This window comes from Bacillus sp. FSL L8-0099, assembly GCF_038006385.1.
In the GTDB taxonomy this organism is placed as follows: domain Bacteria; phylum Bacillota; class Bacilli; order Bacillales; family Bacillaceae_G; genus Bacillus_A; species Bacillus_A toyonensis.
In genome coordinates this window covers 3,392,008-3,412,812 of the sequence record NZ_JBBOVC010000001.1, presented here as the reverse complement: position 1 = coordinate 3,412,812, position 20,805 = coordinate 3,392,008, and the positions used below count along the sequence as shown (strand labels likewise).

21 protein-coding genes are annotated in these 20,805 nt (G+C 34.8%); 16 read left to right on the top strand and 5 right to left on the bottom strand.

The features are described from left to right. Positions 1-103: 103 nt before the first annotated feature. Positions 104-895 carry an arylamine N-acetyltransferase family protein gene (locus MHH42_RS17235; RefSeq protein ID WP_098637517.1) on the bottom strand — a complete coding sequence of 264 codons (792 nt, stop codon included), beginning with the start codon at positions 893-895 and terminating at the stop codon, positions 104-106. A gap of 217 nt (positions 896-1,112) precedes the next feature. Here MHH42_RS17235 and amyS point away from each other — a divergent pair, with 217 nt between their 5' ends. The 6 genes from amyS to MHH42_RS17205 all read left to right on the top strand — a co-directional run bounded on the left by amyS (position 1,113) and on the right by MHH42_RS17205 (position 7,858). Then, a complete protein-coding gene (gene amyS, locus MHH42_RS17230; RefSeq protein WP_087948774.1) occupies positions 1,113-2,654 on the top strand; it encodes an alpha-amylase in 1,542 nt (513 codons plus the stop codon). A 530-nt stretch (positions 2,655-3,184) separates the two neighbouring features. Beyond that, a complete protein-coding gene (locus MHH42_RS17225) occupies positions 3,185-5,086 on the top strand; it encodes an endonuclease MutS2 (protein WP_001095216.1) in 1,902 nt (633 codons plus the stop codon). Positions 5,087-5,092: 6 nt separating this feature from the next. Then, positions 5,093-5,617, top strand: coding sequence for a GNAT family N-acetyltransferase (locus MHH42_RS17220; protein WP_000256477.1), 525 nt, complete (start codon positions 5,093-5,095; stop codon positions 5,615-5,617). Positions 5,618-5,777: 160 nt separating this feature from the next. Beyond that, complete coding sequence (locus tag MHH42_RS17215) at positions 5,778-6,488, top strand: histidine phosphatase family protein (protein WP_070173576.1); 711 nt, start codon at positions 5,778-5,780, stop codon at positions 6,486-6,488. A gap of 256 nt (positions 6,489-6,744) precedes the next feature. Then, on the top strand, positions 6,745-7,437 hold the full coding sequence (locus MHH42_RS17210) for a hypothetical protein (RefSeq protein WP_340893650.1): 693 nt from the start codon (positions 6,745-6,747) through the stop codon (positions 7,435-7,437). Between the two features lie 163 nt (positions 7,438-7,600). Next, on the top strand, positions 7,601-7,858 hold the full coding sequence (locus tag MHH42_RS17205; protein ID WP_340893649.1) for a hypothetical protein: 258 nt from the start codon (positions 7,601-7,603) through the stop codon (positions 7,856-7,858). A gap of 112 nt (positions 7,859-7,970) precedes the next feature. Here the strand turns inward: MHH42_RS17205 and MHH42_RS17200 are convergent, their stop codons facing one another. After that, entirely contained in the window at positions 7,971-8,936 is a 966-nt protein-coding gene (locus tag MHH42_RS17200; RefSeq protein ID WP_000645249.1) for a quinone oxidoreductase family protein, read from the bottom strand. Between the two features lie 123 nt (positions 8,937-9,059). On the opposite strand from MHH42_RS17200, the gene MHH42_RS17195 reads away from it, so the two are divergent. From MHH42_RS17195 to MHH42_RS17185, 3 genes are all read left to right on the top strand, one after another. Next, on the top strand, positions 9,060-9,953 hold the full coding sequence (locus MHH42_RS17195; protein ID WP_000403867.1) for a LysR family transcriptional regulator: 894 nt from the start codon (positions 9,060-9,062) through the stop codon (positions 9,951-9,953). 299 nt (positions 9,954-10,252) lie between these two features. Then, complete coding sequence (locus tag MHH42_RS17190) at positions 10,253-10,765, top strand: DUF2690 domain-containing protein (protein ID WP_000473739.1); 513 nt, start codon at positions 10,253-10,255, stop codon at positions 10,763-10,765. 17 nt (positions 10,766-10,782) lie between these two features. Continuing rightward, positions 10,783-11,259: a DUF2690 domain-containing protein gene (locus tag MHH42_RS17185; protein ID WP_016108851.1), complete on the top strand. Its 477-nt coding sequence runs from the start codon at positions 10,783-10,785 to the stop codon at positions 11,257-11,259. Between the two features lie 113 nt (positions 11,260-11,372). On the opposite strand, the gene MHH42_RS17180 is transcribed toward MHH42_RS17185, so the two are convergent. Then, positions 11,373-11,861 carry a DinB family protein gene (locus MHH42_RS17180; RefSeq protein WP_000902390.1) on the bottom strand — a complete coding sequence of 163 codons (489 nt, stop codon included), beginning with the start codon at positions 11,859-11,861 and terminating at the stop codon, positions 11,373-11,375. Between the two features lie 192 nt (positions 11,862-12,053). Between MHH42_RS17180 and MHH42_RS17175 the strand changes: the two genes are divergently transcribed. After that, complete coding sequence (locus MHH42_RS17175; protein WP_001081127.1) at positions 12,054-12,509, top strand: DinB family protein; 456 nt, start codon at positions 12,054-12,056, stop codon at positions 12,507-12,509. Between the two features lie 213 nt (positions 12,510-12,722). Next, entirely contained in the window at positions 12,723-13,760 is a 1,038-nt protein-coding gene (locus MHH42_RS17170) for a DUF4003 domain-containing protein (RefSeq protein ID WP_340893648.1), read from the top strand. 134 nt (positions 13,761-13,894) lie between these two features. On the opposite strand, the gene MHH42_RS17165 is transcribed toward MHH42_RS17170, so the two are convergent. Continuing rightward, positions 13,895-14,659, bottom strand: coding sequence for a DUF817 domain-containing protein (locus MHH42_RS17165; protein WP_000499379.1), 765 nt, complete (start codon positions 14,657-14,659; stop codon positions 13,895-13,897). Positions 14,660-14,934: 275 nt separating this feature from the next. On the opposite strand from MHH42_RS17165, the gene MHH42_RS17160 reads away from it, so the two are divergent. The 5 genes from MHH42_RS17160 to MHH42_RS17140 all read left to right on the top strand — a co-directional run bounded on the left by MHH42_RS17160 (position 14,935) and on the right by MHH42_RS17140 (position 19,172). Beyond that, positions 14,935-15,969: a FecCD family ABC transporter permease gene (locus MHH42_RS17160; protein ID WP_098637514.1), complete on the top strand. Its 1,035-nt coding sequence runs from the start codon at positions 14,935-14,937 to the stop codon at positions 15,967-15,969. Further along, complete coding sequence (locus tag MHH42_RS17155; protein WP_340893646.1) at positions 15,970-16,986, top strand: FecCD family ABC transporter permease; 1,017 nt, start codon at positions 15,970-15,972, stop codon at positions 16,984-16,986. Between the two features lie 21 nt (positions 16,987-17,007). Next, on the top strand, positions 17,008-17,916 hold the full coding sequence (locus tag MHH42_RS17150; protein ID WP_016108847.1) for an iron-hydroxamate ABC transporter substrate-binding protein: 909 nt from the start codon (positions 17,008-17,010) through the stop codon (positions 17,914-17,916). Between the two features lie 224 nt (positions 17,917-18,140). Next, positions 18,141-18,692, top strand: coding sequence for a GNAT family N-acetyltransferase (locus MHH42_RS17145; RefSeq protein WP_000178484.1), 552 nt, complete (start codon positions 18,141-18,143; stop codon positions 18,690-18,692). Positions 18,693-18,944: 252 nt separating this feature from the next. Next, positions 18,945-19,172: a hypothetical protein gene (locus MHH42_RS17140; protein WP_001047299.1), complete on the top strand. Its 228-nt coding sequence runs from the start codon at positions 18,945-18,947 to the stop codon at positions 19,170-19,172. Between the two features lie 72 nt (positions 19,173-19,244). On the opposite strand, the gene MHH42_RS17135 is transcribed toward MHH42_RS17140, so the two are convergent. Beyond that, a complete protein-coding gene (locus MHH42_RS17135) occupies positions 19,245-20,570 on the bottom strand; it encodes an ArsB/NhaD family transporter (protein ID WP_000438005.1) in 1,326 nt (441 codons plus the stop codon). Positions 20,571-20,805: the final 235 nt, after the last annotated feature.

The window sequence follows — 20,805 nt, the reverse complement described above, 5'->3', positions numbered from 1 at the left end:
AAACGTGTAGTCATATTCCTATATAACTATGAAATACAACAAATTGCAAAAAATCCCTGCTGAAAATTGAAAAGCCTTGCTGTAAATAGCAAGGCTTAAACAGTTATAGTGTAATTCCGAACTTCGAATGTAAAAGGTTTGTATATTGCTCGTCTGTAACTTCTTCTTTAGATTTTGTACCGTCCTTTGTTATTGTAAGACGATCTTTTGTTAAAGAAACGTGTCCGTCATGTGTAAGTTTTACAATAAGAGGTACTTTGTTAAATGGTGAGCCCTCATGTTCAACGATGATTTTTTGTGCTGTATTCGCTTTCGTTTCATCCACTTCTTCTATATAAAATGCATAGCCAAATGTCCAATCATCAGCAGAAGATTGATCCAGAAACTCATTGTTTTTACGCATTTCTAAAATGTAATTTCCTTTTTCAGTTGTTTCTTTGCGAATACGATAATCTCCTGTTACTGAGTGAACGACTTCACCTGAGAAAGGAACAGGTGCAAGAGGTAAGTATGATCCGAACCCCACTTCAATTAAATAAAGTTCATGATGATGTTTTAAAACAGTTGCGATATGTCCGGAATCGACAGCCCATATAGAGTTTGCAGCATTGTAAACTGTTCCTGAAACTAAATAAACATCCAATCCAAAGTCTTTAAGAAAGTAATACATAGTAGGATTTAGTTCATAACAAAGACCGCCACGGTTGTTTACTAAAATTTTTTCTTTTAAATTCTCTTTTGATATTTCTTTAAAGTTATTTTCGAGAACATTTAAATTTTCAAATGGAACAGTTTGCGCCATTCCATACATAAGTTGAGATAAATCTTCAAATGATATGGTTTTTTTTTCTTCTATATGTAAACGTGCGAAAAATTGTTTTTGAAAGTCTGTCATAGAAATCCCTCCGTCATACTTTTATAGATAAATTGTATACAATTTTGAATACGATGTGAATTTTAAACTATGTGGGGGTACTTGTGGAATAGTTAAATTCATATTTTGAAAAATAATGTGAGAGATTAAAAGATTGTTACTTTACTAACTGTAGAACGAATATTATAATAATTTTAATGAATTATGCAAACGTTTTCTTGAAGGGGATGGTGTAAATATGTTGAAAAGGATTACGGTAGTCTGTTTATTGTTTATTTTGCTTTTTCCTAATATATATGGGAGGAATAAGGCAGAAGCAGCAACGATAAATAATGGAACATTAATGCAGTATTTTGAGTGGTACGTTCCGAATGATGGGAATCATTGGAATCGTTTGCGTTCTGATGCTGAAAGTTTAGCTCATAAGGGAATCACATCTGTATGGATACCACCTGCATATAAAGGGACTTCGCAAAATGATGTAGGGTATGGGGCCTATGATTTATATGATTTAGGGGAGTTCAATCAAAAAGGAACGGTGCGGACGAAATATGGGACAAAGGCACAGTTGAAATCTGCAATTGACGCTTTACATAAACAAAACATCGACGTATATGGTGATGTAGTTATGAATCATAAAGGTGGGGCTGATTATACTGAAACCGTAACAGCTGTTGAGGTAGACCGTAACAATCGAAATATTGAAGTATCAGGTGATTATGAAATTAGTGCATGGACGGGTTTTAACTTTCCGGGGCGCAGAGATGCTTATTCTAATTTCAAATGGAAATGGTATCATTTTGACGGAACGGATTGGGATGAAGGAAGGAAATTAAATCGAATTTATAAATTTAGGGGCATAGGTAAAGCATGGGACTGGGAAGTGTCTAGCGAAAATGGAAACTATGATTATTTGATGTATGCAGATCTTGATTTTGATCATCCAGATGTTGCGAATGAGATGAAAAATTGGGGGAAGTGGTATGCGAATGAATTAAATTTAGATGGATTTCGTTTAGATGCTGTTAAACATATTGATCATGAATATTTACGCGATTGGGTAAATCATGTCAGGCAGCAAACGGGGAAAGAAATGTTTACGGTGGCTGAATATTGGCAAAATGATATCCAGACTTTAAACAATTATTTGGCAAAAGTCAATTATAATCAATCTGTATTTGATGCACCGCTTCATTATAATTTTCATTATGCTTCAACAGGAAATGGGAATTATGATATGAGAAATATTTTAAATGGAACAGTAATGAAAAATCACTCTGCACTCGCAGTTACTCTCGTTGAGAATCATGATTCTCAACCTGGGCAGTCATTGGAATCTGTAGTAAGTCCGTGGTTTAAGCCGCTGGCATATGCATTTATTTTAACTCGTGCAGAGGGCTATCCTTCAGTTTTCTATGGTGATTACTATGGGACAAGCGGAAATAGTAGTTATGAAATTCCAGCGTTAAAAGATAAAATTGATCCAATTTTGACGGCACGAAAAAACTTTGCATATGGTACGCAGCGTGATTATTTAGACCATCCAGATGTGATTGGCTGGACAAGAGAAGGCGATAGTGTACATGCTAAGTCTGGTTTAGCGACATTAATCTCCGATGGACCAGGAGGATCAAAGTGGATGGATGTTGGAAAGAATAACGCTGGGGAAGTATGGTACGATATTACGGGTAATCAAACAAATACTGTAACAATTAATAAAGATGGATGGGGGCAATTCCATGTAAGTGGAGGCTCTGTTTCCATATATGTTCAACAGTAAATTGGTGATGAAAAAGAAGAGGTAGACTGAAATATAAGTTTCCTCTTCTTTTTACATTCTGTATAGTTATAAAAGTATGACACCTTTACTTCTTGCAAAACATATAGTATGATGATTTCAATAAATTAGATTTCAATGACCATAAAATATAAATTAATGAGAGGTGCTTTTTGTGAGTGCGGTAGGTATTAAATAGGAAAAATTTAATGAAATAAATCGGATAAGACCAGGGGATTTTTATGTATATCATACCCCTAATTTTGTCATGCGTTTATTTCGAAACCTATGAAGATACCTACAATACTTTATAAAGCGTGTAATGAGAGGATTGCCATTCGTTTTTTATGGTTTATTTCCTCATATGTTATTACACATGCCTTGTAAATGTAAAAGCTGCGGTATCCCCGCAGCTTTTTTGTATACGTTTTAAATGTATAAAAATGGTGATTGAATAATGTAAAACTCATTGGGATCTAATGAGTAGGTATCTTCATTTATGATAAACATCAATCATAGTGAGGAGAAACAAAATGAATACGATGACTTTTGAAAAGTTACAATATAACGAATTAAAGGAAATAGTGAAATCTTATTGTGTAAGTGGATTAGGTAAGGAATTATTAAATAAATTAGAGCCGAGTACAAGTATAAAAGTAGTGAGAAATCGTTTAAATGAAACGACAGAAGCAAGGACTATATTAGATGCAGAAGGACATGTGCCTTTTTTCGGAATTTCAAATATCGCGAGTACAATTCAAAAATTAGAAAAAGGGATGATTTTAGATCCAGAGGAATTAGTAAGTGTTTCAGACTTTTTACGTGGATGTAGAAAGATTAAAAAGTTTATGTTAGATAAAGAATTTTTTGCACCAGTATTAGCTTCCTATGCAAATTCAATGACTGAATATAAAAGCATTGAAGAGGAAATTAACTTTTCAATTAAAGGAAATAGTATTGATGCAGCTGCAAGTAAAGAGTTAAAACGAATTCGAAATAATATCGATTCTGTAGATGGAAAAATAAAAGAGCGTTTAACGAAGTTTTTAAATAGTAGTGCAAATAAGAAATTTATTCAGGAATTCTTTATTAGTAAAAAGGATGACCGTTATACGATTCCAATTAAATCTTCCTATAAAAATCAAGTTGCTGGGAGTATTGTTGAAGCTTCTGCAAAAGGTTCTACTGTATTTATAGAACCACATACGGTTACAAAGCTAAATGTGGAACTAGCAAGTTTGAAAGCAGAAGAAGCAATGGAAGAGTATCAAATATTAGCGACACTATCAGGAATGGTAGTAGAAAATATTTATAGTATAAAAATTAATATGGAACTGATAAGTCAATATGACATGGTATTTGCGAAAGCGAAGTTTAGTAAATCAATCGATGGAATAGAACCGAAGCTAAACGATCACGGAAACATTCATTTAATGAATTGTAAGCATCCGCTTTTAACGGGGCAAGTTGTACCGTTAAACTTTGAAATTGGTCAAGAGTACCGTAGTTTAATTATTACAGGACCAAATGCAGGCGGCAAAACAATTGTGTTAAAAACAATCGGACTATTAACATTAGCGACAATGTCAGGCTTTCATATTGCGGGAGATAAAGAAACGGAAATTGCTATTTTCGAAAATGTATTTGTAGACATTGGTGATAATCAAAGTATCGAAAATGCACTAAGCACTTTTTCATCTCATATGAAAAATCTGTCTGAAATTATGAGGATGTCAAATAATAATACGTTACTACTATTTGACGAAATAGGGAGCGGTACAGAACCGAATGAAGGTGCGGCGCTTGCGATATCTATTTTAGAAGAATTTTACCTTGCGGGATGTATTACAATTGCGAGTACGCATTACGGTGAAATTAAACGCTTTTCAGAAATGCATGGTGATTTTATGAACGCAGCAATGCAATTTAATAGTGAAACACTAGAGCCACTTTATAAATTAGTTATCGGTAAATCAGGTGAAAGTAATGCGCTTTGGATTGCGAATAAAATGAACGTAAAAGAACATGTACTGCAAAGAGCGAAAGAGTATATGGGAAATAAAGAATACGCTATAGAAAAAGTGAATGAAAGTAAAATTAGAAAACCGAAATTTGTGCAAGCGAAAAGAGAATCTCATTATGAGTACAAAGTCGGCGACCGTGTGAATTTATTGGATTATGATGATTTTGGTATCCTTTATAAGGAAAAAGATAATTTCTATAACGTCGTTGTATATTATAACGGTGAATTCGTTGAAGTGAATGTAAAACGCATTACTTTAGAGGTAGCAGCGAAAGAATTATATCCAGAAGGGTACGATTTAAGTACACTATTTGTTGATTATAAAGAAAGAAAAATGCAACATGATATAGAGCGTGGATCGAAAAAAGCACTTCGTAAAATCCAAAAAGAAATAAGAAAGAATAGAGGATAATATAGAATGGTAACGATTAGACAAGAACAAAAAAATGATTATAGAAAGACAGAAGAAGTTGTAAAAGAGGCATTTTTAAATGAAGAATTTAGTGATAAAAAAGAGCATGAACTTGTAAAACGTATTAGAGAATGTGACGCATTTATTCCGGAGTTATCCATCGTTGCAGTAGATAAGGAAATAGTCGGTCACATTATGTTATCGAAAATTACAATAGAACAAGGTGGGACTACTGTAGATTCATTAGCACTTGCACCAGTGTCAATAGCACCAAGCCATCAGAAGAAAGGAATTGGTGGAAAACTTATCACGGCTGCTTTAGAAAAAGCGAAAGAATTAGGATACGGGTCAGTTGTAGTATTAGGGCATCCAGAGTACTACCCGAAATTCGGTTTTGAACGCGCAAGTCAGTGGAATATAAAAGCGCCATTTGAAGTGCCAGATGAAGTGTTTATGGTGATGGAGCTAAGAGAGAACACTCTTCAAGGTGTAGAAGGAATTGTACAATATTCGAGTGCTTTTGCTGAGTAGAAGTATTGGCTAAGAAATGTAATCATAAAAGATGCTATCTTTTTGTAGAGATATACAGAAAGATAGCTTTTTTTATTCAGCAGATCTACTGACGTATATTTTGCTCAATGAATAATTGAGGTGGTAAAATTGATATAGAAACGTAAAGGGAGAGAATAGAATGAATAAGCGAGAAACAAATAGCAATGAGAATGTAGTTACGTTATATGTTACAAGACATGGTAAAACAATATTAAATACGAACCATCGCGCGCAAGGTTGGGCAGACTCTCCGTTAGTAGAAAAAGGTGTGGAAGTTGCCTCAAATTTAGGAACAGGATTAAAAGATGTTCATTTTACGAATGTGTATAGTAGCGATAGCGGCCGAGCGATTGAAACTGCTAATTTAGTATTAAAATATAGTGAGCAATCAAAATTGAAACTTGAGAAAAGAAAAAATTTGCGAGAATTAAATTTTGGTATTTTTGAAGGTGAAAAACTTGAAAATATGTGGGATGCGGTTGGAAAAGCTGCGGGTGTTGCAGCACCAGAAGAACTTATGAAGCTTTCTATTCAAGAAGTAATTAATCTTATTAGAGCAGCAGACCCTACGAAACAAGCGGAAGATTGGGAATTATTTTCTGCCCGTATAAAAACAGAGATTGATAAAATTAGTGAAGAAGCTGCTGCAAATGGAGGCGGTAACGTTTTAGTTGTCGTTCATGGGCTTTTGATTACTGCCTTAATAGAAATGATAGATAGTAGTAAAACAAAACTTGGAGTAGAGAATGCAAGTGTAACGAAAATTTTATATAAAGATGGGGAATACATCGTCGAGTCGGTTGGAGATATGAGGTATGTTGCAAAAGGGAAAGAAAGTGTGGAAATATAATTAAATCTCAAATAGAGATAAGAAAAGGAGGCTAGAAAATCTAGCTTCTTTTTATTTTTCAGTATATCATTTGTTAATTTGAATCGGAATATTCTGTTAAAAATACACTATGAAAATTATTGTGGTGATATAGTAAGAGAGTAGGAACAATAAATTGTCTTGCAGCTTATTGGAGGGCTATTAGTCTAGTCTTACATTTCATCTCGAAATTTAAGTGAGTTTACGAGAAATAAAACAAAATAAGGAACGAGTAAATATGGATCGAATATATTTTGTGGACAACCCGTGGCCTAAAGGTCATCGAATTGTTAATTTTAAGTGGAGTGCACATTTTAAATATGCGGAGGAAGAAGAGTTAAATGGTGTAGCTGGTTTGTATTTTGATTTACATTTAGAGACTGCGGATTATGATGAGGAAAATTTGGAAGATGATGAAGAAGATGGAGAAGATGTTGATGACTGGCACGCGAAGATTGTATGGAACAACTTCCATAGCTGTACTTTGTCATCAGAAGAATGGGATTTTAAAGGGTTTCGTGTAGGAAGTGATGAGGTGCCTTTTGATTTGGATTTGCTAAATGGGAAGAGATTTGCAATTGATTTTTTATCCGAAGATGAGCAGAAGAACTTAGATTTAGATTTAACTGCATTTGACGTTTATTTACTTGGACATGATGCGTCAGCCTTTCATAATATTAAGTTTACTAGATTAGAAGGACAGACGTATCAAATTGAATGGAAAGGGCAATTGGCACTTGCGTATATTGGTGATTATGAATTTAAATATGATTTTCATACACTAATTTCCTCAACATCATTTAGTGGCATTAATATTCCTAATGAAATAACTGATCATGAGGCAGACGTTTTGTTAAAAAGATTTGTTAGTAATCCAGTATTGTTTGAATTGCAACATGATAATGGGGATAGGCGATTTGTATTGAAATAAAAATATATTGTTGCCTTTGCGAAAAATATGAGTAAAAGGTTACTGTATTCGACATAGCTAATAACCCCGTTGTCGGAAAACTCAAAGAAAAAGATACATAGTATGTGATTTATGCTCAGTTCTAAGAAGAAAAGGATATTAACAATTATATGGAGAAGTGATTATGTTGATTAAATTCGTTCATTTTTTATTTGGAAAACCGTGTAAAAAAGGTGATTCGTTCCAAACTAAGTTTCCACGTTTTATTTATTGGAGTGCAGTTGTATTTTATTTTTTGGGAATGCTATTCTTTGGGATTTTTTCTTTTATTGATACTGTATTTATTGGGTCGTTGATATCCGGAGGTTTGTTCTTTCCTTTAATATTTAGATTCATTTATTTTATAAACCTAAAAATGAGGGGCCTAGAAAGAGACGTATAGAAATAAAAAATATAAATAACAGGGTTATTAAAAAGAAGCAAAATGGAACATTAATAACATTTAAAAAGGAAGCAATGAAATATATTCTAGCTTCCTTTTTAAATATGAACGATTATGGAATCAATAAAATCTTCCCAGTACTTTTTCTGCTCTCTAATAATTTATGTGCAAGAGCACCATCTTGTAAGGCGAATGTAGTAGGACTCGCGATGTTTACTTTTCCACTAGTGATCCAATCGAATAATTGAGTAGAGCGCTGCTTACGTTCTTCAAAAGTAGTAAGCACGTTCCAAAGGTCTCCACCAGTTAAAGTTTTTGAAGTATCCATAAGCATACGCGGATCAACTGGCGCAGGATTACCACCAGCCATTCCGTAAAATACGACAGTACCGCCAATTTTAGTAGCGTTAAAACTTTCCTCTAATGTAGAACCTACTGATTCATATACAACATTTACTCCAGTGCCGTTTGTTATTTCAAGTACTTTTGAATGCCATTTTTCCGTATATAAAAATACATGATCAGCCCCAGCTAACGTGGCTACTTTGTTTTTTTCGGTTGATGACGTAAGACCAATTACTGTTCCGCCCTGTAGTTTAATCATTTGAATAAGAAGTTGACCAACGCCACCAGCCGCAGCGTGGACTAAAGCTGTATCACCTTGTTTTATTTGATAGCTATCTTTCGTTAAATAATGTGCCGTTAGACCTTGTAATAAGACAGAAGCGGCTGTTTCAAAAGAAATAGAATCCGGAAGTAGGATGGCTTTTTCTGATGGAACGGCAACTAATTCTGCATTTGCAAATGGGACGTCAGCAAATGCAATACGGTCCCCAGGATTGATAGTAGTAACGTCAGCTCCTACTTTTTCAACAATACCAGCCCCTTCATAACCTAATATATATGGCGGGTTACCAGCGAGATGATAATCACCGCGGCGTCTATAAATATCAGCAAAGTTTAAACCGATTGCTTTCGTGCGGACAAGAATTTCATTTGAATTTATGATTGGATCATGTATTTTTTTATATTGTAGTACATCCGGATTTCCGAACTGTTCGAAACAAAGTGCTTTCATATGGAATACCTCCATTTATATTGTTTGTCGATGCTCTTTATCATACAATATAAACATCGATAGACATAGAGGATTATTTCGATGAAATCAATCGGAAATACCGATTGAAAAGAGGGATGATAAATGGAGATAAAACAATTAATTACATTTAAAATAGCCGCGGAAACTTTGAACTTTACACAAACTGCGAAGAAATTAAACTTTGCCCAATCGAGTGTTACAGCACAAATTAAAACGTTAGAGGCTGAGCTCGGTACACCACTATTTGAGAGGTTAGGGAAACGTCTTTTCTTAACTGAAGCGGGCAGGAAGTTTCAACTATATGCGGACAAGATAATCGCACTTAGTAACGAAGCGAAGACGGCTGTGAAAGATGATGAGGAAATAGCAGGTACGTTAATAATTGGTGCACAAGAAAGTCAATGTACATATAGGCTTCCTTCTATATTAAAGAGGTTTAAAATACAATTCCCCAAAATAAAGCTTATATTTAAACCAGCGCATTCCAATAAAGATGCGAAGGAACAATTGATGGAGGGGAAAGTCGATCTTGCATTTATTTTGGACGAATGTAAAACAGAAGATGCTTTGCATGTGGATCCACTTATGAAAGAAGAATTAAAAGTAGTAGCGGCTCCAGGGCATTGTTTACTCGAACAGGCTTCCGTTTCTATAAAAGATTTAGAGAGTGAAACACTTTTGTTAACTGAACTAGGGTGCTCATATCGGACTTTATTTGAAGAGTTATTTCGTGCGGAAGACGTATATCCAGCAAATAAGATTGAGTTTGTTAGTGTCGAGGCAATTAAACAATGTGTCATTGCGGATTTAGGTATAGCAGTTTTGCCAGCAATAGTAGTAGAAAAAGATATACGGGAAGGGACGTTAAAGGAGTTAGTGTTAAAAGAAACAATACCTCCGATTTATACACAAATTGCTTGGCATAAAGATAAATGGATGACAGCGCCACTGCAGCAATTTATTGATGTAACGAGGGAGTTTTTTACAACGGATTAAGTGGAGAAATATTTATTTTATATAAAAGAAAAAATGGCAATTTTATATAAAGAACCGATGCTTGAATATAACAAGTATCGGTTCTTTTATGTTTTAAATAAAGAATGCTATAAAATGTGTATTTCTCAACTTTTTTCTTACAAGGATAAGTAAAATTCTTCGTATATTCCAATAATCATAAGGGAATTTACAACGTTTATTCGTTTCTGTAAGATGCCTCTAGGAAGCGTGAAAGGAGGGCTTACATAGGGGATAGATTGTCTTTAGTATACGTACTTATTGTGAGGGGGGAATTTAATATGTTTAAAAAGTTAATGAAAGTATGCGTGTTAAGTGCGGCAAGTATAGGTGTATTATTTAGTTTCCAAGGAAGTACATTGGCAGCTACTGATTTAAGTAGTTATTATGACGGAAAAAATCCAGCAACAACGAAAGTATACGGGGGAAGTACAACGTGTGATGCAGATGGATTTAATGCAAAGTCTACAGCAGTTTATGAAGGGAGTAAAAAAGTAGGGACAGTGTATTTACGTTACAGTAATAAATGTCATGCAGCATGGTCTAAGCTTGTTTTAGATCAACCAGCACCAGCTGTTTCGGGAGGAGTGTATGCGTACGCAGTTGTAAATAAATATAAAAATGGTGTATTCCAAAAATCAGTTACTTCTAATCAGGGGAACGGCACAATAAAAACAGGTCAAACGAGCACGTATACAGGAATGGTATTTGATTTAACTGCAGATTTCGGATATACAGCAGATGCTGAAGCGGTTACGTTTAATAACGGTTACGGTAAAACAGCACGTTATTAATAAAGGAGTGAAATTATATGAAGCTATTAAAAAAGGTGAGTGCATGTTTATTGCTATCTTTACTCGTTGTAACTAGTATGTTTAGCACGACTAATAGCGATAAAGCATACGCAGAAAATCATTCATATGATGGGAAAAGTCCTTACTATAACAGCTGTGATCAATCCGCAGTAACGAAAGAAAAGAAGTGGATTGATTCAAATTCTTATGTAGAATTAAAATTTAGCACGACTTGTAAGACAGCATGGGCAAAAGTTACTGTAACCCGCCCAGCAGTTTATAATAACGAAGCTGATGCAAGGATTGTTAGAAAAACAGATGGAAAGGCATACACTTGCGGAAGTGCTGGAGGAAATGGTGTTGTAAATAAAGGGAAAACATCATGCTATACGCCAATGGTATATGACTTAGATCCAAGAAAGGCACAAGCGCAGGGGAAACATGCCATTCCGAATAGTGATGCTTATAATTATGCGGAGACTATTTGGTATTGATGAGGATATGGAGATTGTAAGATAGCATATTTTAAGAGCATGTTTTGATTGGATTTCAAAACATGCTCGATTTGTATTCATTCTAATTTTTTCAGTAATCATGGACCATTGAATTAACTAAGATCTGTATCAGGAGGAGTATATCCAAGGTGCCTAGCCATTGATACAATTTGTCCTTTATGATGAAACTCATGTGTCTCCGTATGAGTTAAAAGCCAGAGCGGAGTTGTGCTCCAAGGTTCTTTTTGCCATTTAACTTCATTTGCTATATTTTCGAGCCATCGGTCATTATATTCATCTAAAAAACGTAGTACAACCTCATCTACTAACTTAAATCTAGTACGAACTTTTTCGACATCTGCATGCTCAACTTCATAATCGCTGGCAAATGAAAAATCTGCTCTTTTTTGCTTGAATGCGAATGATCCAAGCCAGTATCGATAGCAATCGGCTACATGAATATGCGTCTTTATTATACTACCGCTTCCGAAATTCGGAACAGTGCTATGTAATTTTTCTACTGGGATTTCTTCAAAAAACGAAAATAGAGTTTCTCTTGTAGAGCTAATCAGATTATATTGTTGTTTTAAAATATGTAACATACAAGTACACTCCTCTTTTATTTACATAGTAAGTAATTCTATATTTACGAGGAGTGAACCTTTTTATTATGTTTAATAAGCATATTAGGTGTATTTCTTAATTGTTTCTGATAGATTATACAAGGTGAAACTTTAATAAGTTGAACACTCTTAGTTCATAATAAATTGTACATAAAAAAGGGGAGCGATAAAATGAATAGACTAGTTGGTTTAAAACAATTTGAAATAACGCGTGGAGCATTACTGAAATTCATGGAAACGTTAGATGATAATACTGCGGATACGCAGCCGGATGGCTTTAACAATACAATTCGCTGGCATATTGGTCACGTGTTAACGGCAGCAGAAACTTTCATGTTTGGAAGAGAATTTAAACAATTACCAACTGAATACCCAGGTATGTTTGGATATGGTACACGACCATCTAAATGGGAAACAGAAGGGCCATCATTAGAAGTGTTAACGGCTCAATTAAAAGAACAAGCGAAGCGTATTAACGAAATGCCAGCAGAAGTATTTGAAAATAAACTTCCAGAACCATTCCTAGGATTAGAAACAGTAGGGGAGCTTTACGGTATGATGCTTTATCATGAAGCGGATCATCTTGGGCAAATGAAGGCGATGGAACGAATTATTAAAGCTCTTTAGTCTTAATTGCATATAACAAGCAATACAGGTGTAATGTTAAATAATATATACAAAAAAGGTAGATAAATTATTATCTACCTTTTTTGTATAACTTTTTGAAGGATTAGGGATTATCATCTTGATGCTGATGAAGAAAGATAAAAAAACAATATATAAGGATGAATGAATTTCATGATTTTTATGGTGTGATTATTAATTATAGTGTTCCTAAATATGGAATATACGTATAATAATAGAGAAGAACTAGAAATAGGGGTGAATACTATGATTACATTAGAACAAAAGTTGGAGCAATATAAACATACATATGTACAGTTAAAGGGAGAACTAAAATGGAAAACGAGTGATTCTCGAACAGGAATGATGATTGCTGCTATGTATGCAAGTAGTGATAAATTGTTTGATCTCGGACGTTTTTTAGAAATTAGTAGTTATATTAAAAATCAGGTAGGGATGTTTTCATACTTAAAGTCTTATCATCGTTTTGTAGTGGCCGCAACATTAGATATTCACTTTACAGATTACAAGAAAGCTTTTCGGACGTTTTTAGATTTATATGAACAATTGGTCACTGGTGGCTTTAGCCGGAGTATATTTACTTATCTCGCAGCAGCTGTGCTTTTAACAGAAGAAGATGAACAACATGGCGCGCACATTCAGCGTTCGATGCAAGTATATAAACGCATGAAAAAGGATCACCTCTTTCTTACAAGTACAAATGATTATCCGCTCGCAGTTTTATTAGCAGGACAATCAGAGCATGTAGAAACACTTATGGACCGAGTGGAACGTCTTTATCAGAAACTAGCGACAGCTGGTTTGCGTAAAGGGAATGATTTTCAATTTTTAAGTCACATTCTTTCACTAAAGAAGGATGTCCGTGAAGAGATGTTAGTTGCAACATGCACAAACATATGGAAGTTATTAAAGCAAGAAAAGGTAAAAGTGAAACAGATGCATTACCCAGCTATCGGGCTACTAGCGTTACTTGAAGATGGAGATAAAGAGATTCATTCTATTAAAGCATTTATTGAAAAATTGCAGGGGGATAAATTGTTCCGTTGGCATACAGATACAAATATCCTTATTGCTATTCAACTGTTCGTAAGTCAGAAAGGTGAGGAAAGTAAAGCTACCAACACAGGTTTACAAACAATGATAGAAGTCCTCATACAAGCACAACAGGCAGCTATGATGGCAACGATTGCCGCTTCATCTGCAGCAACCTCTTCTGCTAGTAGTAGTTCATAATGTGCAACTGCTTATGCTCTTGTAAATTATGATGAATTTATAACTCCTTTGATAGGGACGGTTTAAAAAATATTACTAAAAAAGCCCCTCACTCTCTAATGAGCGAGGGGCTAACTGTTTTTACATAATCAGTATTATCTTTTCGACTCCTTCAAATGTTTTAGCTGCGTAACAATCATAATGCTAATAACAACGAGTAAAAACCATGAGCTAATTTTGCTTAAGTGAACGAGGTTCCATGCTTCTCGTTGATTTGGATATTGCCATGCTCCGAAAAAAGTAGCGATGTTTTCTGCAATCCAAATAAAGAATCCGATAAGGAAAAATGAGAGTACGAGCGGCATTTTATATGTAACGCTTTGCAATGAAAATTCTACAAATGTCCGAAAGAAAACGATGAATAAAAGTAAAGTTAATACCCATCTAAAGTCATATAGAAAATGATGTGTAAAAAAATTGAAGTAAATTATAGCTCCTAACGGTATGGCAAAAATGGCTTTTGGCCAATGGTGCATTTGTAAATGCAATCTTCTCCACGCTTGGCATATGTAACTTGCGACACTTGCGTACATAAAACCGCTGTAAAGTGGAACTCCAAAAATTTTCGAATATGCCTCTTCAGGATAACTCCATGAACCGAAATGTACTTTATATATTTCTAGTAAAAGTCCAATTAAATGAAAGACAGTAATTACTTTTAGTTCGTCCTTTGTTTCAAGACCAGTTTTATACATAATCCACTGCATCAGAAGACATACGATGAGTATGAAATCATAGCGATATAACCCTGGGATAGAAATGATTTTTGAAAGGGCTAGTGTTAAAAAAATAGTGACTGGGAATAAACAAGATAATGCTTGTTCGTAAGTGAAATGTAGTAATTGTTTTATATAGAACATTGGGTCTCCTTTGATAAGTTTGTTAGAAAACTCGAAATAATGACTAAGTATACTACGATTTTAAAAATAAGCTAGTGGTCTATTTTGCATGTATTTGTAAGTTTTAGAAGGGAATTGTAATAAGTATTTTAATATTTTAACAAAGTAAAAAATAGTTTGCTATTTAAAAAAAGTGGGGATATAATATCTAAATGAAAATGATAATTATTATCAATATTAATTATAAATAAAAAATAATTATAAAAAACAACTGAATATAAAGGATGAAATGAAACATGTTACATAAGTCTACTGTACATGCTGGTAATAACCGCTGGATACATATTAAGTTCATATGTTTCATGAGCTTAACAATTTTATGTTTAATTGGATCTATATTTTTAGCCATTTCATTTGGTGCAAAGGATATTCATTTACAAACGGTGTGGGTAGCGGTTTTGGATTACAATCCGAAACTAACACAGCACCAAATTATTTATGAATTAAGGCTCCCGAGAGTAATTGGTGCAGCAGTTGTAGGGGCAGCTTTTGCGGTTGCTGGTGCTGTTATGCAAGGTGTAACACGAAATCCTTTAGCTGATGCAGGTGTACTCGGAATAAATGCAGGTGCGATGTTTGTAGTAGCACTTAGTTTTGCTTTTTTCCCACATATGCCGTATTCCTATTTAATGATTGTTTCCTTTATTGGAGCTGTCTTAAGTACAGTACTTATTTTTGTTATTGGATCAGCAACATCAGGCGGGTTAACACCAATGAGGTTAACGATTGCTGGAGCGGTTATGGCAGCACTTTTACATTCGTTAAGTTCAGGTGTTGCAATTTATTATGATTTAAGCCAAGATTTAGCGTTTTGGTACGCTGGTGGTGTTGCAGGCGTTAAGTGGGAACACTTGAAATTTTTAGTTCCTATTATTCTTATAACGATTGTTTTTGCGACAGTGTTAGGGCGATCGATTTCACTCATATCAATGGGAGATGATGTTGCTACAAATTTAGGAGTGAAAACGAACCGAACGAGAATACTAGGGATGATTATAGTAGTTATTCTGGCAGGTGTTTCTGTTTCAGCTGTTGGTTCTATTGGATTTGTAGGACTTGTTATCCCGCACATTGGTAGAAAATTAGTTGGTGTTAATTATAGACTCATTATTCCTATGTCAGCATTATTAGGAGCTATGTTATTAGTTGTAGCTGATTTAGGGGCAAGAACAGTAAATCCTCCTAAGGAACTTGCGATAGGGATTATGGTAGCTCTTGTTGGAGTTCCGTTCTTCCTCTATATAGCACGTAAAGTTGGGAGGGAATTATAAGTGAAGGATCTTTTTAACACGGATAAAAAGAGAGCTATTACTGTAACTACAATCTTCGGATGTATAAGTATCGCTGTAATTTTAATTAGTTTAAATACAGGGACACTGAGTATAGCGCCACTTAGAGTAATTGAAACACTTTTGGGTTATGGTGATTTTGAGAGTGCAACCGTGCTATATGATTATCGTATGCCAAGAATAATAATCACGATGTTAGCCGGTATTGGTCTTGGTATTTCCGGTGCGATTTTGCAAGGGTTATCCCGTAATGCACTTGCAGATCCTGGTATTTTAGGGTTGCATTCAGGTGCATCTTTCGGTCTTATCGTATTTGTTACTCTCTTTCATTCTATTAATGAGAGTGCATCCATTTTAATACCGTTATTTACATTTGGCGGAGGAGTATTAGCTGCATTTCTTATTACTTTACTTGCGAGTGATCGGTCAAAAGGTTTACTTCCCATTAGACTTATTCTCGTTGGTATTGCAGTTTCAGCTGGCTTTAGTGCAATTTCGCTATTTTTCTCTCTCAAGTTAAATGATGAGACGTATACATTCGCTTCTAGATGGCTAGTTGGTAACGTGTGGGGAAGAGACTGGATTCATGTGCTAGCATTATTACCTTGGATTTTCATACTAACCCCTTATGCGTGGCTAAAATCTAAAACGTTAAATGCATTGTCACTAGGTGATAGTGTAGCAGCAGGACTTGGTGTTTCTGTGCAAAAAGAACGGTTATTACTTTTAGCTACAGCGGTTGGATTATCTTGCGCAAGTGTATCGATGGCAGGGGGGATTGGCTTTATCGGCTTAGTTGCTCCGCATATCGCAAGAAAGTTAGTAGGTACTACCTATCAACACTTTCTTCCGTTAGCTGGCATAATCGGAATGATTATTTTAGTGCTCGCAGATACGATAGGACGCTCTATATTTGAGCCGAATTCTATTCCGGCTGGTGTAGTAGTAGCGGCTTTAGGAGCACCGTATTTTCTTTATTTACTTACAAAAACAAAATAACTACTTCAAAGAGGAGAACATATGAAAAAGAAACTTACTATTTTATTTAGCATTATGTGTATTTTAGTATTAGCAGCATGTGGTCAAACGAAATCTAATGAAGAGGCAACGCAAAAAACGGAAAAAAGTAATGATCCAAAAATTGCTTCCATGTCTATTCACTTAACGAACAATTTACTTGCATTAGGAATTACACCAGTAGGTTCTGTTATTGGTGGAGATTTAAAAGATTTCTTACCGCACGCAAAAGAGCAGTTGAAAGATACGAAGAAACTTGGGGTTGTAACAGATCCGAATATGGAAGCATTACTACAATTAAAGCCATCTGAAATTTATGTGGATGAAAAATATGCTGGCAAAGATTTAGCGAAATACGAAAAAATTGCAAAAACACATACTTTTAATTTAGATGAAGGTACGTGGAGAGATCATTTAAAAGAAGTAGGTAAACTTGTAAACCGTGAGAAAGAAGCAGATAAATATATTCAAGACTATGAAGAACAATCAAAACGAGTGAAAAATTTAATAGATAAAGAGCTGGGTAATAACGAAAAAGTAATGGCAATTCGCGTTACCGCAAAAGAGTTACGTGTATTTAGTACGAAAAGACCGATGGGACCAATTTTATTCCATGACTTAGGATTACAGCCTGCAAATGGTGTAGAGAAAATTGATGGAAACCGCCCCTTCGAAGTCATTTCACAAGAAGTATTACCTGACTTTGATGCAGATGCGATTTTCGTTGTTGTAAATAGAGACGATAAAGCGAAAGAAGCATTTAAACAACTTCAAGAAACACCAATTTGGAAAGACTTAAAAGCTGTTAAAGGTAAGCACGTATATACTATTAATGACCAACCATGGCTTGACTATTCTGCTTTAGGAAACAAAATGGCGATGGATGAAGCGGAGAAAATGTTTACGAAATAATACAGTTTTGCTATTAGGAAAGACCCTCTAAATTTGGAGGGTCTTTTTGTAATTCTTATTGTTAGAATAAATGAAAAATTATACAATGAAGTTAATTTAGTATAGAGGAGATGTGCCAATGTCAGCGCTTATTGTAAGTATCCCGTTTATAAAGCAGTTTATGGAACAAGGGGATAAATAGGCTAAAATAAGTATCCCCGTTACTTAAAAAGGGGGAGTTTGAAATGACAATGAATCTTTTTCAAAATAAAACGATTAAATTATCAGCTAGTAGAGAAAAAGATGTTGAAGTAATGGCTATGTGGCAAGAAGATAGTGAGTATTTAAGAAATGTAGATACAGATGTAGCATTCCCGCAATCGTTACAAGAAATAGCAAGTGATGGCCTATTAAAGGGACGGAGATCGAATAGTGTTTCTTTCATGTTAAGAACACTTCAAGATGATCGTTTAATTGGTTTTGTTGCAATTCATGGCATGGAGTGGAATAACAGAACGGGTTTATTAGCCATCGGTATAGGAGATGCAAATGATAGAGGTAAGGGATATGGAAGAGAAGCAATCCATCTTATTTTAAAGTATGCTTTCTATGAATTAAATTTACACCGGGTTGGTCTTGATGTTATTTCTTATAACAAAGCTGCTATTGAGTTGTATAAAAAGATGGGTTTTCAGATAGAAGGCTGTATGAGAGAAGCAGTGCAAAGAGATGGGAAGTGTTTTGATCGTATCATTATGGGGATATTGCGGGATGAATGGATGGAGAAGCAAGGTTAGAAAATACATTCAAAATTATATATGTAGTATGCAGGAGATATAATGAAAATTGGCGAATTTTTACAGTGTGCAGATTGAATTTATCCCGCTATTTGTGGGCAGTAAAACTCCCATCTTAAAATTCGGCTAGCGCGAAGAAGATAGGTGGGAGATCAACTGTCCATAATTGCCCGATTGATTCAATTAAGAATCAGTGGGGGATGAACAAAACCCCCACTAATTAAAGTTTCACTTTATAAGGAGTTATGCGAAATGAATTTAGAAAAAGCAAAACCAGTAAATGAAGAGGTTGCTGAATTAAAAGAATTAATTAAAGAATTGCACGGAAGTGTACATCAACTTCAAAGCGAAGTACAGCAATTAAGGCACGAAAGACCGGTTGTTGAAGTGAGAAAAGGTATTCAATTATCACCGACAATTGTCGGGCAAATTGGTGGTATGATTTTAGGTGGATTAGCAATTATCGGTATATTTTGGTGATGGAAAAAAGGTTTGCAGCACGATGCTGCAAACCTTTTGTATTTGACGATAGAATTTCATGCAGTACAACTTCTACATTAAATAACGTAAATAAATGTAAGCATGTGATAACAATAGTGCAATGATTGTTAACGGTAAACCGATTTTTAAGAAGTCCATATAAGAAAATCCATGTCCTTCACGTTTTGCAATACCAGCAACAACTACGTTTGCTGATGCTCCGATTAATGTTCCGTTTCCTCCTAAGCAAGCTCCAAGAGATAACGCCCACCATAGCACTTCGATTTGCGGCGAATCAACAGATAATCCGAGGCCAGTAGCTAAATCTTGAATAAGAGGAATCATCGTTGCGACAAATGGAATATTGTCAATTGTCGCAGATGCGATGCCAGATACCCATAAAATAAGTATCGCAGCGAAACCGATATCACCATTTGTTACGTCGATTACTTCTTTTGCGAGTGAAGAAATAAGTCCGATATCAATTAATCCGCCAACGAGAACGAATAGTCCGGCGAAGAAGAAAATGGTTACCCATTCAACGTGGGCAAATATATCTTCTATTTCATGTTCTTTTACGCCGATTAACATAAGAAGTGTAGCGCCTGTCATTGCGATAACGGCAGCATCTACATGAATAATAGAATGAAGTACAAAGCCTAAAATAGTTAGTCCTAAAATTGTAATCGATTTTAAAAGGAGGCTTTGATCTTTAATATAATCTTTTTCGTTTAACGCCATTAGTTTTTCGATTTGTTCAGGCGTTGTTTTTAGTTTGTTACGATACATGAAGTAAATAATGCCAAGTGTAACGATAGAAATAATAATTACGATTGGAGCTAAATTTAGTAAAAAGGCATTAAAGTCTAAATGCTTATTAGCTGATCCAATCATAATGTTCGGTGGATCACCGATTAAAGTTGCTGTTCCACCTATATTTGAAAACAGTACTTCTGAAATCAAATAAGGAACAGGGTTAACTTTTAAAATACGTGTAATGGATAGTGTAACAGGAACGATTAATAAAACAGTCGTTACATTATCCAAAAATGCAGAACCGACGGCGGTTAATAAGGATAGTAATAATAAAATGCGAATCGGTTTTCCGTCAGCTGCTTTTGCTGCTTTAATAGCTACAAATTCAAATACGCCTGATTGACTCGTAATATGTACGAGAATCATCATCCCGATTAAAAGGGTGATCGTTTCCCATTGAATATGTGATGTGAAAGCAGTGTGTAAATCTACAATTCCAAAAATAATCATAATAGCAGCACCGAATAGTGCAATTACAGCACGATTCAATTTTTCAGAAATAATAAAACCATACGTGACTAAAAATACGGCAATTGCAAAATAATATTGCCAATTTGCTACTTCATGTGCTGATTGTTCCAAGCGAGTCACCTTCTTTAAAATATGTATTCAATTGTCAAAACGTATCCCGATGCATTCATACGGGATAAAATATATTGTAGCAAATTCAAAAAAGAAAGAAAACTATTTAACGAAGTGAAGGAAAAGTTCTGAATTCCACATATGATAAAAAAATAACAAAACACAGTGCAAATTATTAGGAAAAGTGAGCGTTGTCCTCTAATATAGAGATAGCAATTTACATTATTTTTGCGTA

Bases quoted from the DNA above. Each gene is read 5' to 3' on its own strand.
- MHH42_RS17235 (WP_098637517.1), bottom strand. From the start codon at position 895: ATGACAGACTTTCAAAAACAATTTTTCGCACGTTTACATATAGAAGAA.
- amyS (WP_087948774.1), top strand. From the start codon at position 1,113: ATGTTGAAAAGGATTACGGTAGTCTGTTTATTGTTTATTTTGCTTTTT.
- MHH42_RS17225 (WP_001095216.1), top strand. From the start codon at position 3,185: ATGAATACGATGACTTTTGAAAAGTTACAATATAACGAATTAAAGGAA.
- MHH42_RS17220 (WP_000256477.1), top strand. From the start codon at position 5,093: ATGGTAACGATTAGACAAGAACAAAAAAATGATTATAGAAAGACAGAA.
- MHH42_RS17215 (WP_070173576.1), top strand. From the start codon at position 5,778: ATGAATAAGCGAGAAACAAATAGCAATGAGAATGTAGTTACGTTATAT.
- MHH42_RS17210 (WP_340893650.1), top strand. From the start codon at position 6,745: ATGGATCGAATATATTTTGTGGACAACCCGTGGCCTAAAGGTCATCGA.
- MHH42_RS17205 (WP_340893649.1), top strand. From the start codon at position 7,601: ATGTTGATTAAATTCGTTCATTTTTTATTTGGAAAACCGTGTAAAAAA.
- MHH42_RS17200 (WP_000645249.1), bottom strand. From the start codon at position 8,936: ATGAAAGCACTTTGTTTCGAACAGTTCGGAAATCCGGATGTACTACAA.
- MHH42_RS17195 (WP_000403867.1), top strand. From the start codon at position 9,060: ATGGAGATAAAACAATTAATTACATTTAAAATAGCCGCGGAAACTTTG.
- MHH42_RS17190 (WP_000473739.1), top strand. From the start codon at position 10,253: ATGTTTAAAAAGTTAATGAAAGTATGCGTGTTAAGTGCGGCAAGTATA.
- MHH42_RS17185 (WP_016108851.1), top strand. From the start codon at position 10,783: ATGAAGCTATTAAAAAAGGTGAGTGCATGTTTATTGCTATCTTTACTC.
- MHH42_RS17180 (WP_000902390.1), bottom strand. From the start codon at position 11,861: ATGTTACATATTTTAAAACAACAATATAATCTGATTAGCTCTACAAGA.
- MHH42_RS17175 (WP_001081127.1), top strand. From the start codon at position 12,054: ATGAATAGACTAGTTGGTTTAAAACAATTTGAAATAACGCGTGGAGCA.
- MHH42_RS17170 (WP_340893648.1), top strand. From the start codon at position 12,723: ATGGAATATACGTATAATAATAGAGAAGAACTAGAAATAGGGGTGAAT.
- MHH42_RS17165 (WP_000499379.1), bottom strand. From the start codon at position 14,659: ATGTTCTATATAAAACAATTACTACATTTCACTTACGAACAAGCATTA.
- MHH42_RS17160 (WP_098637514.1), top strand. From the start codon at position 14,935: ATGTTACATAAGTCTACTGTACATGCTGGTAATAACCGCTGGATACAT.
- MHH42_RS17150 (WP_016108847.1), top strand. From the start codon at position 17,008: ATGAAAAAGAAACTTACTATTTTATTTAGCATTATGTGTATTTTAGTA.
- MHH42_RS17145 (WP_000178484.1), top strand. From the start codon at position 18,141: ATGACAATGAATCTTTTTCAAAATAAAACGATTAAATTATCAGCTAGT.
- MHH42_RS17140 (WP_001047299.1), top strand. From the start codon at position 18,945: ATGAATTTAGAAAAAGCAAAACCAGTAAATGAAGAGGTTGCTGAATTA.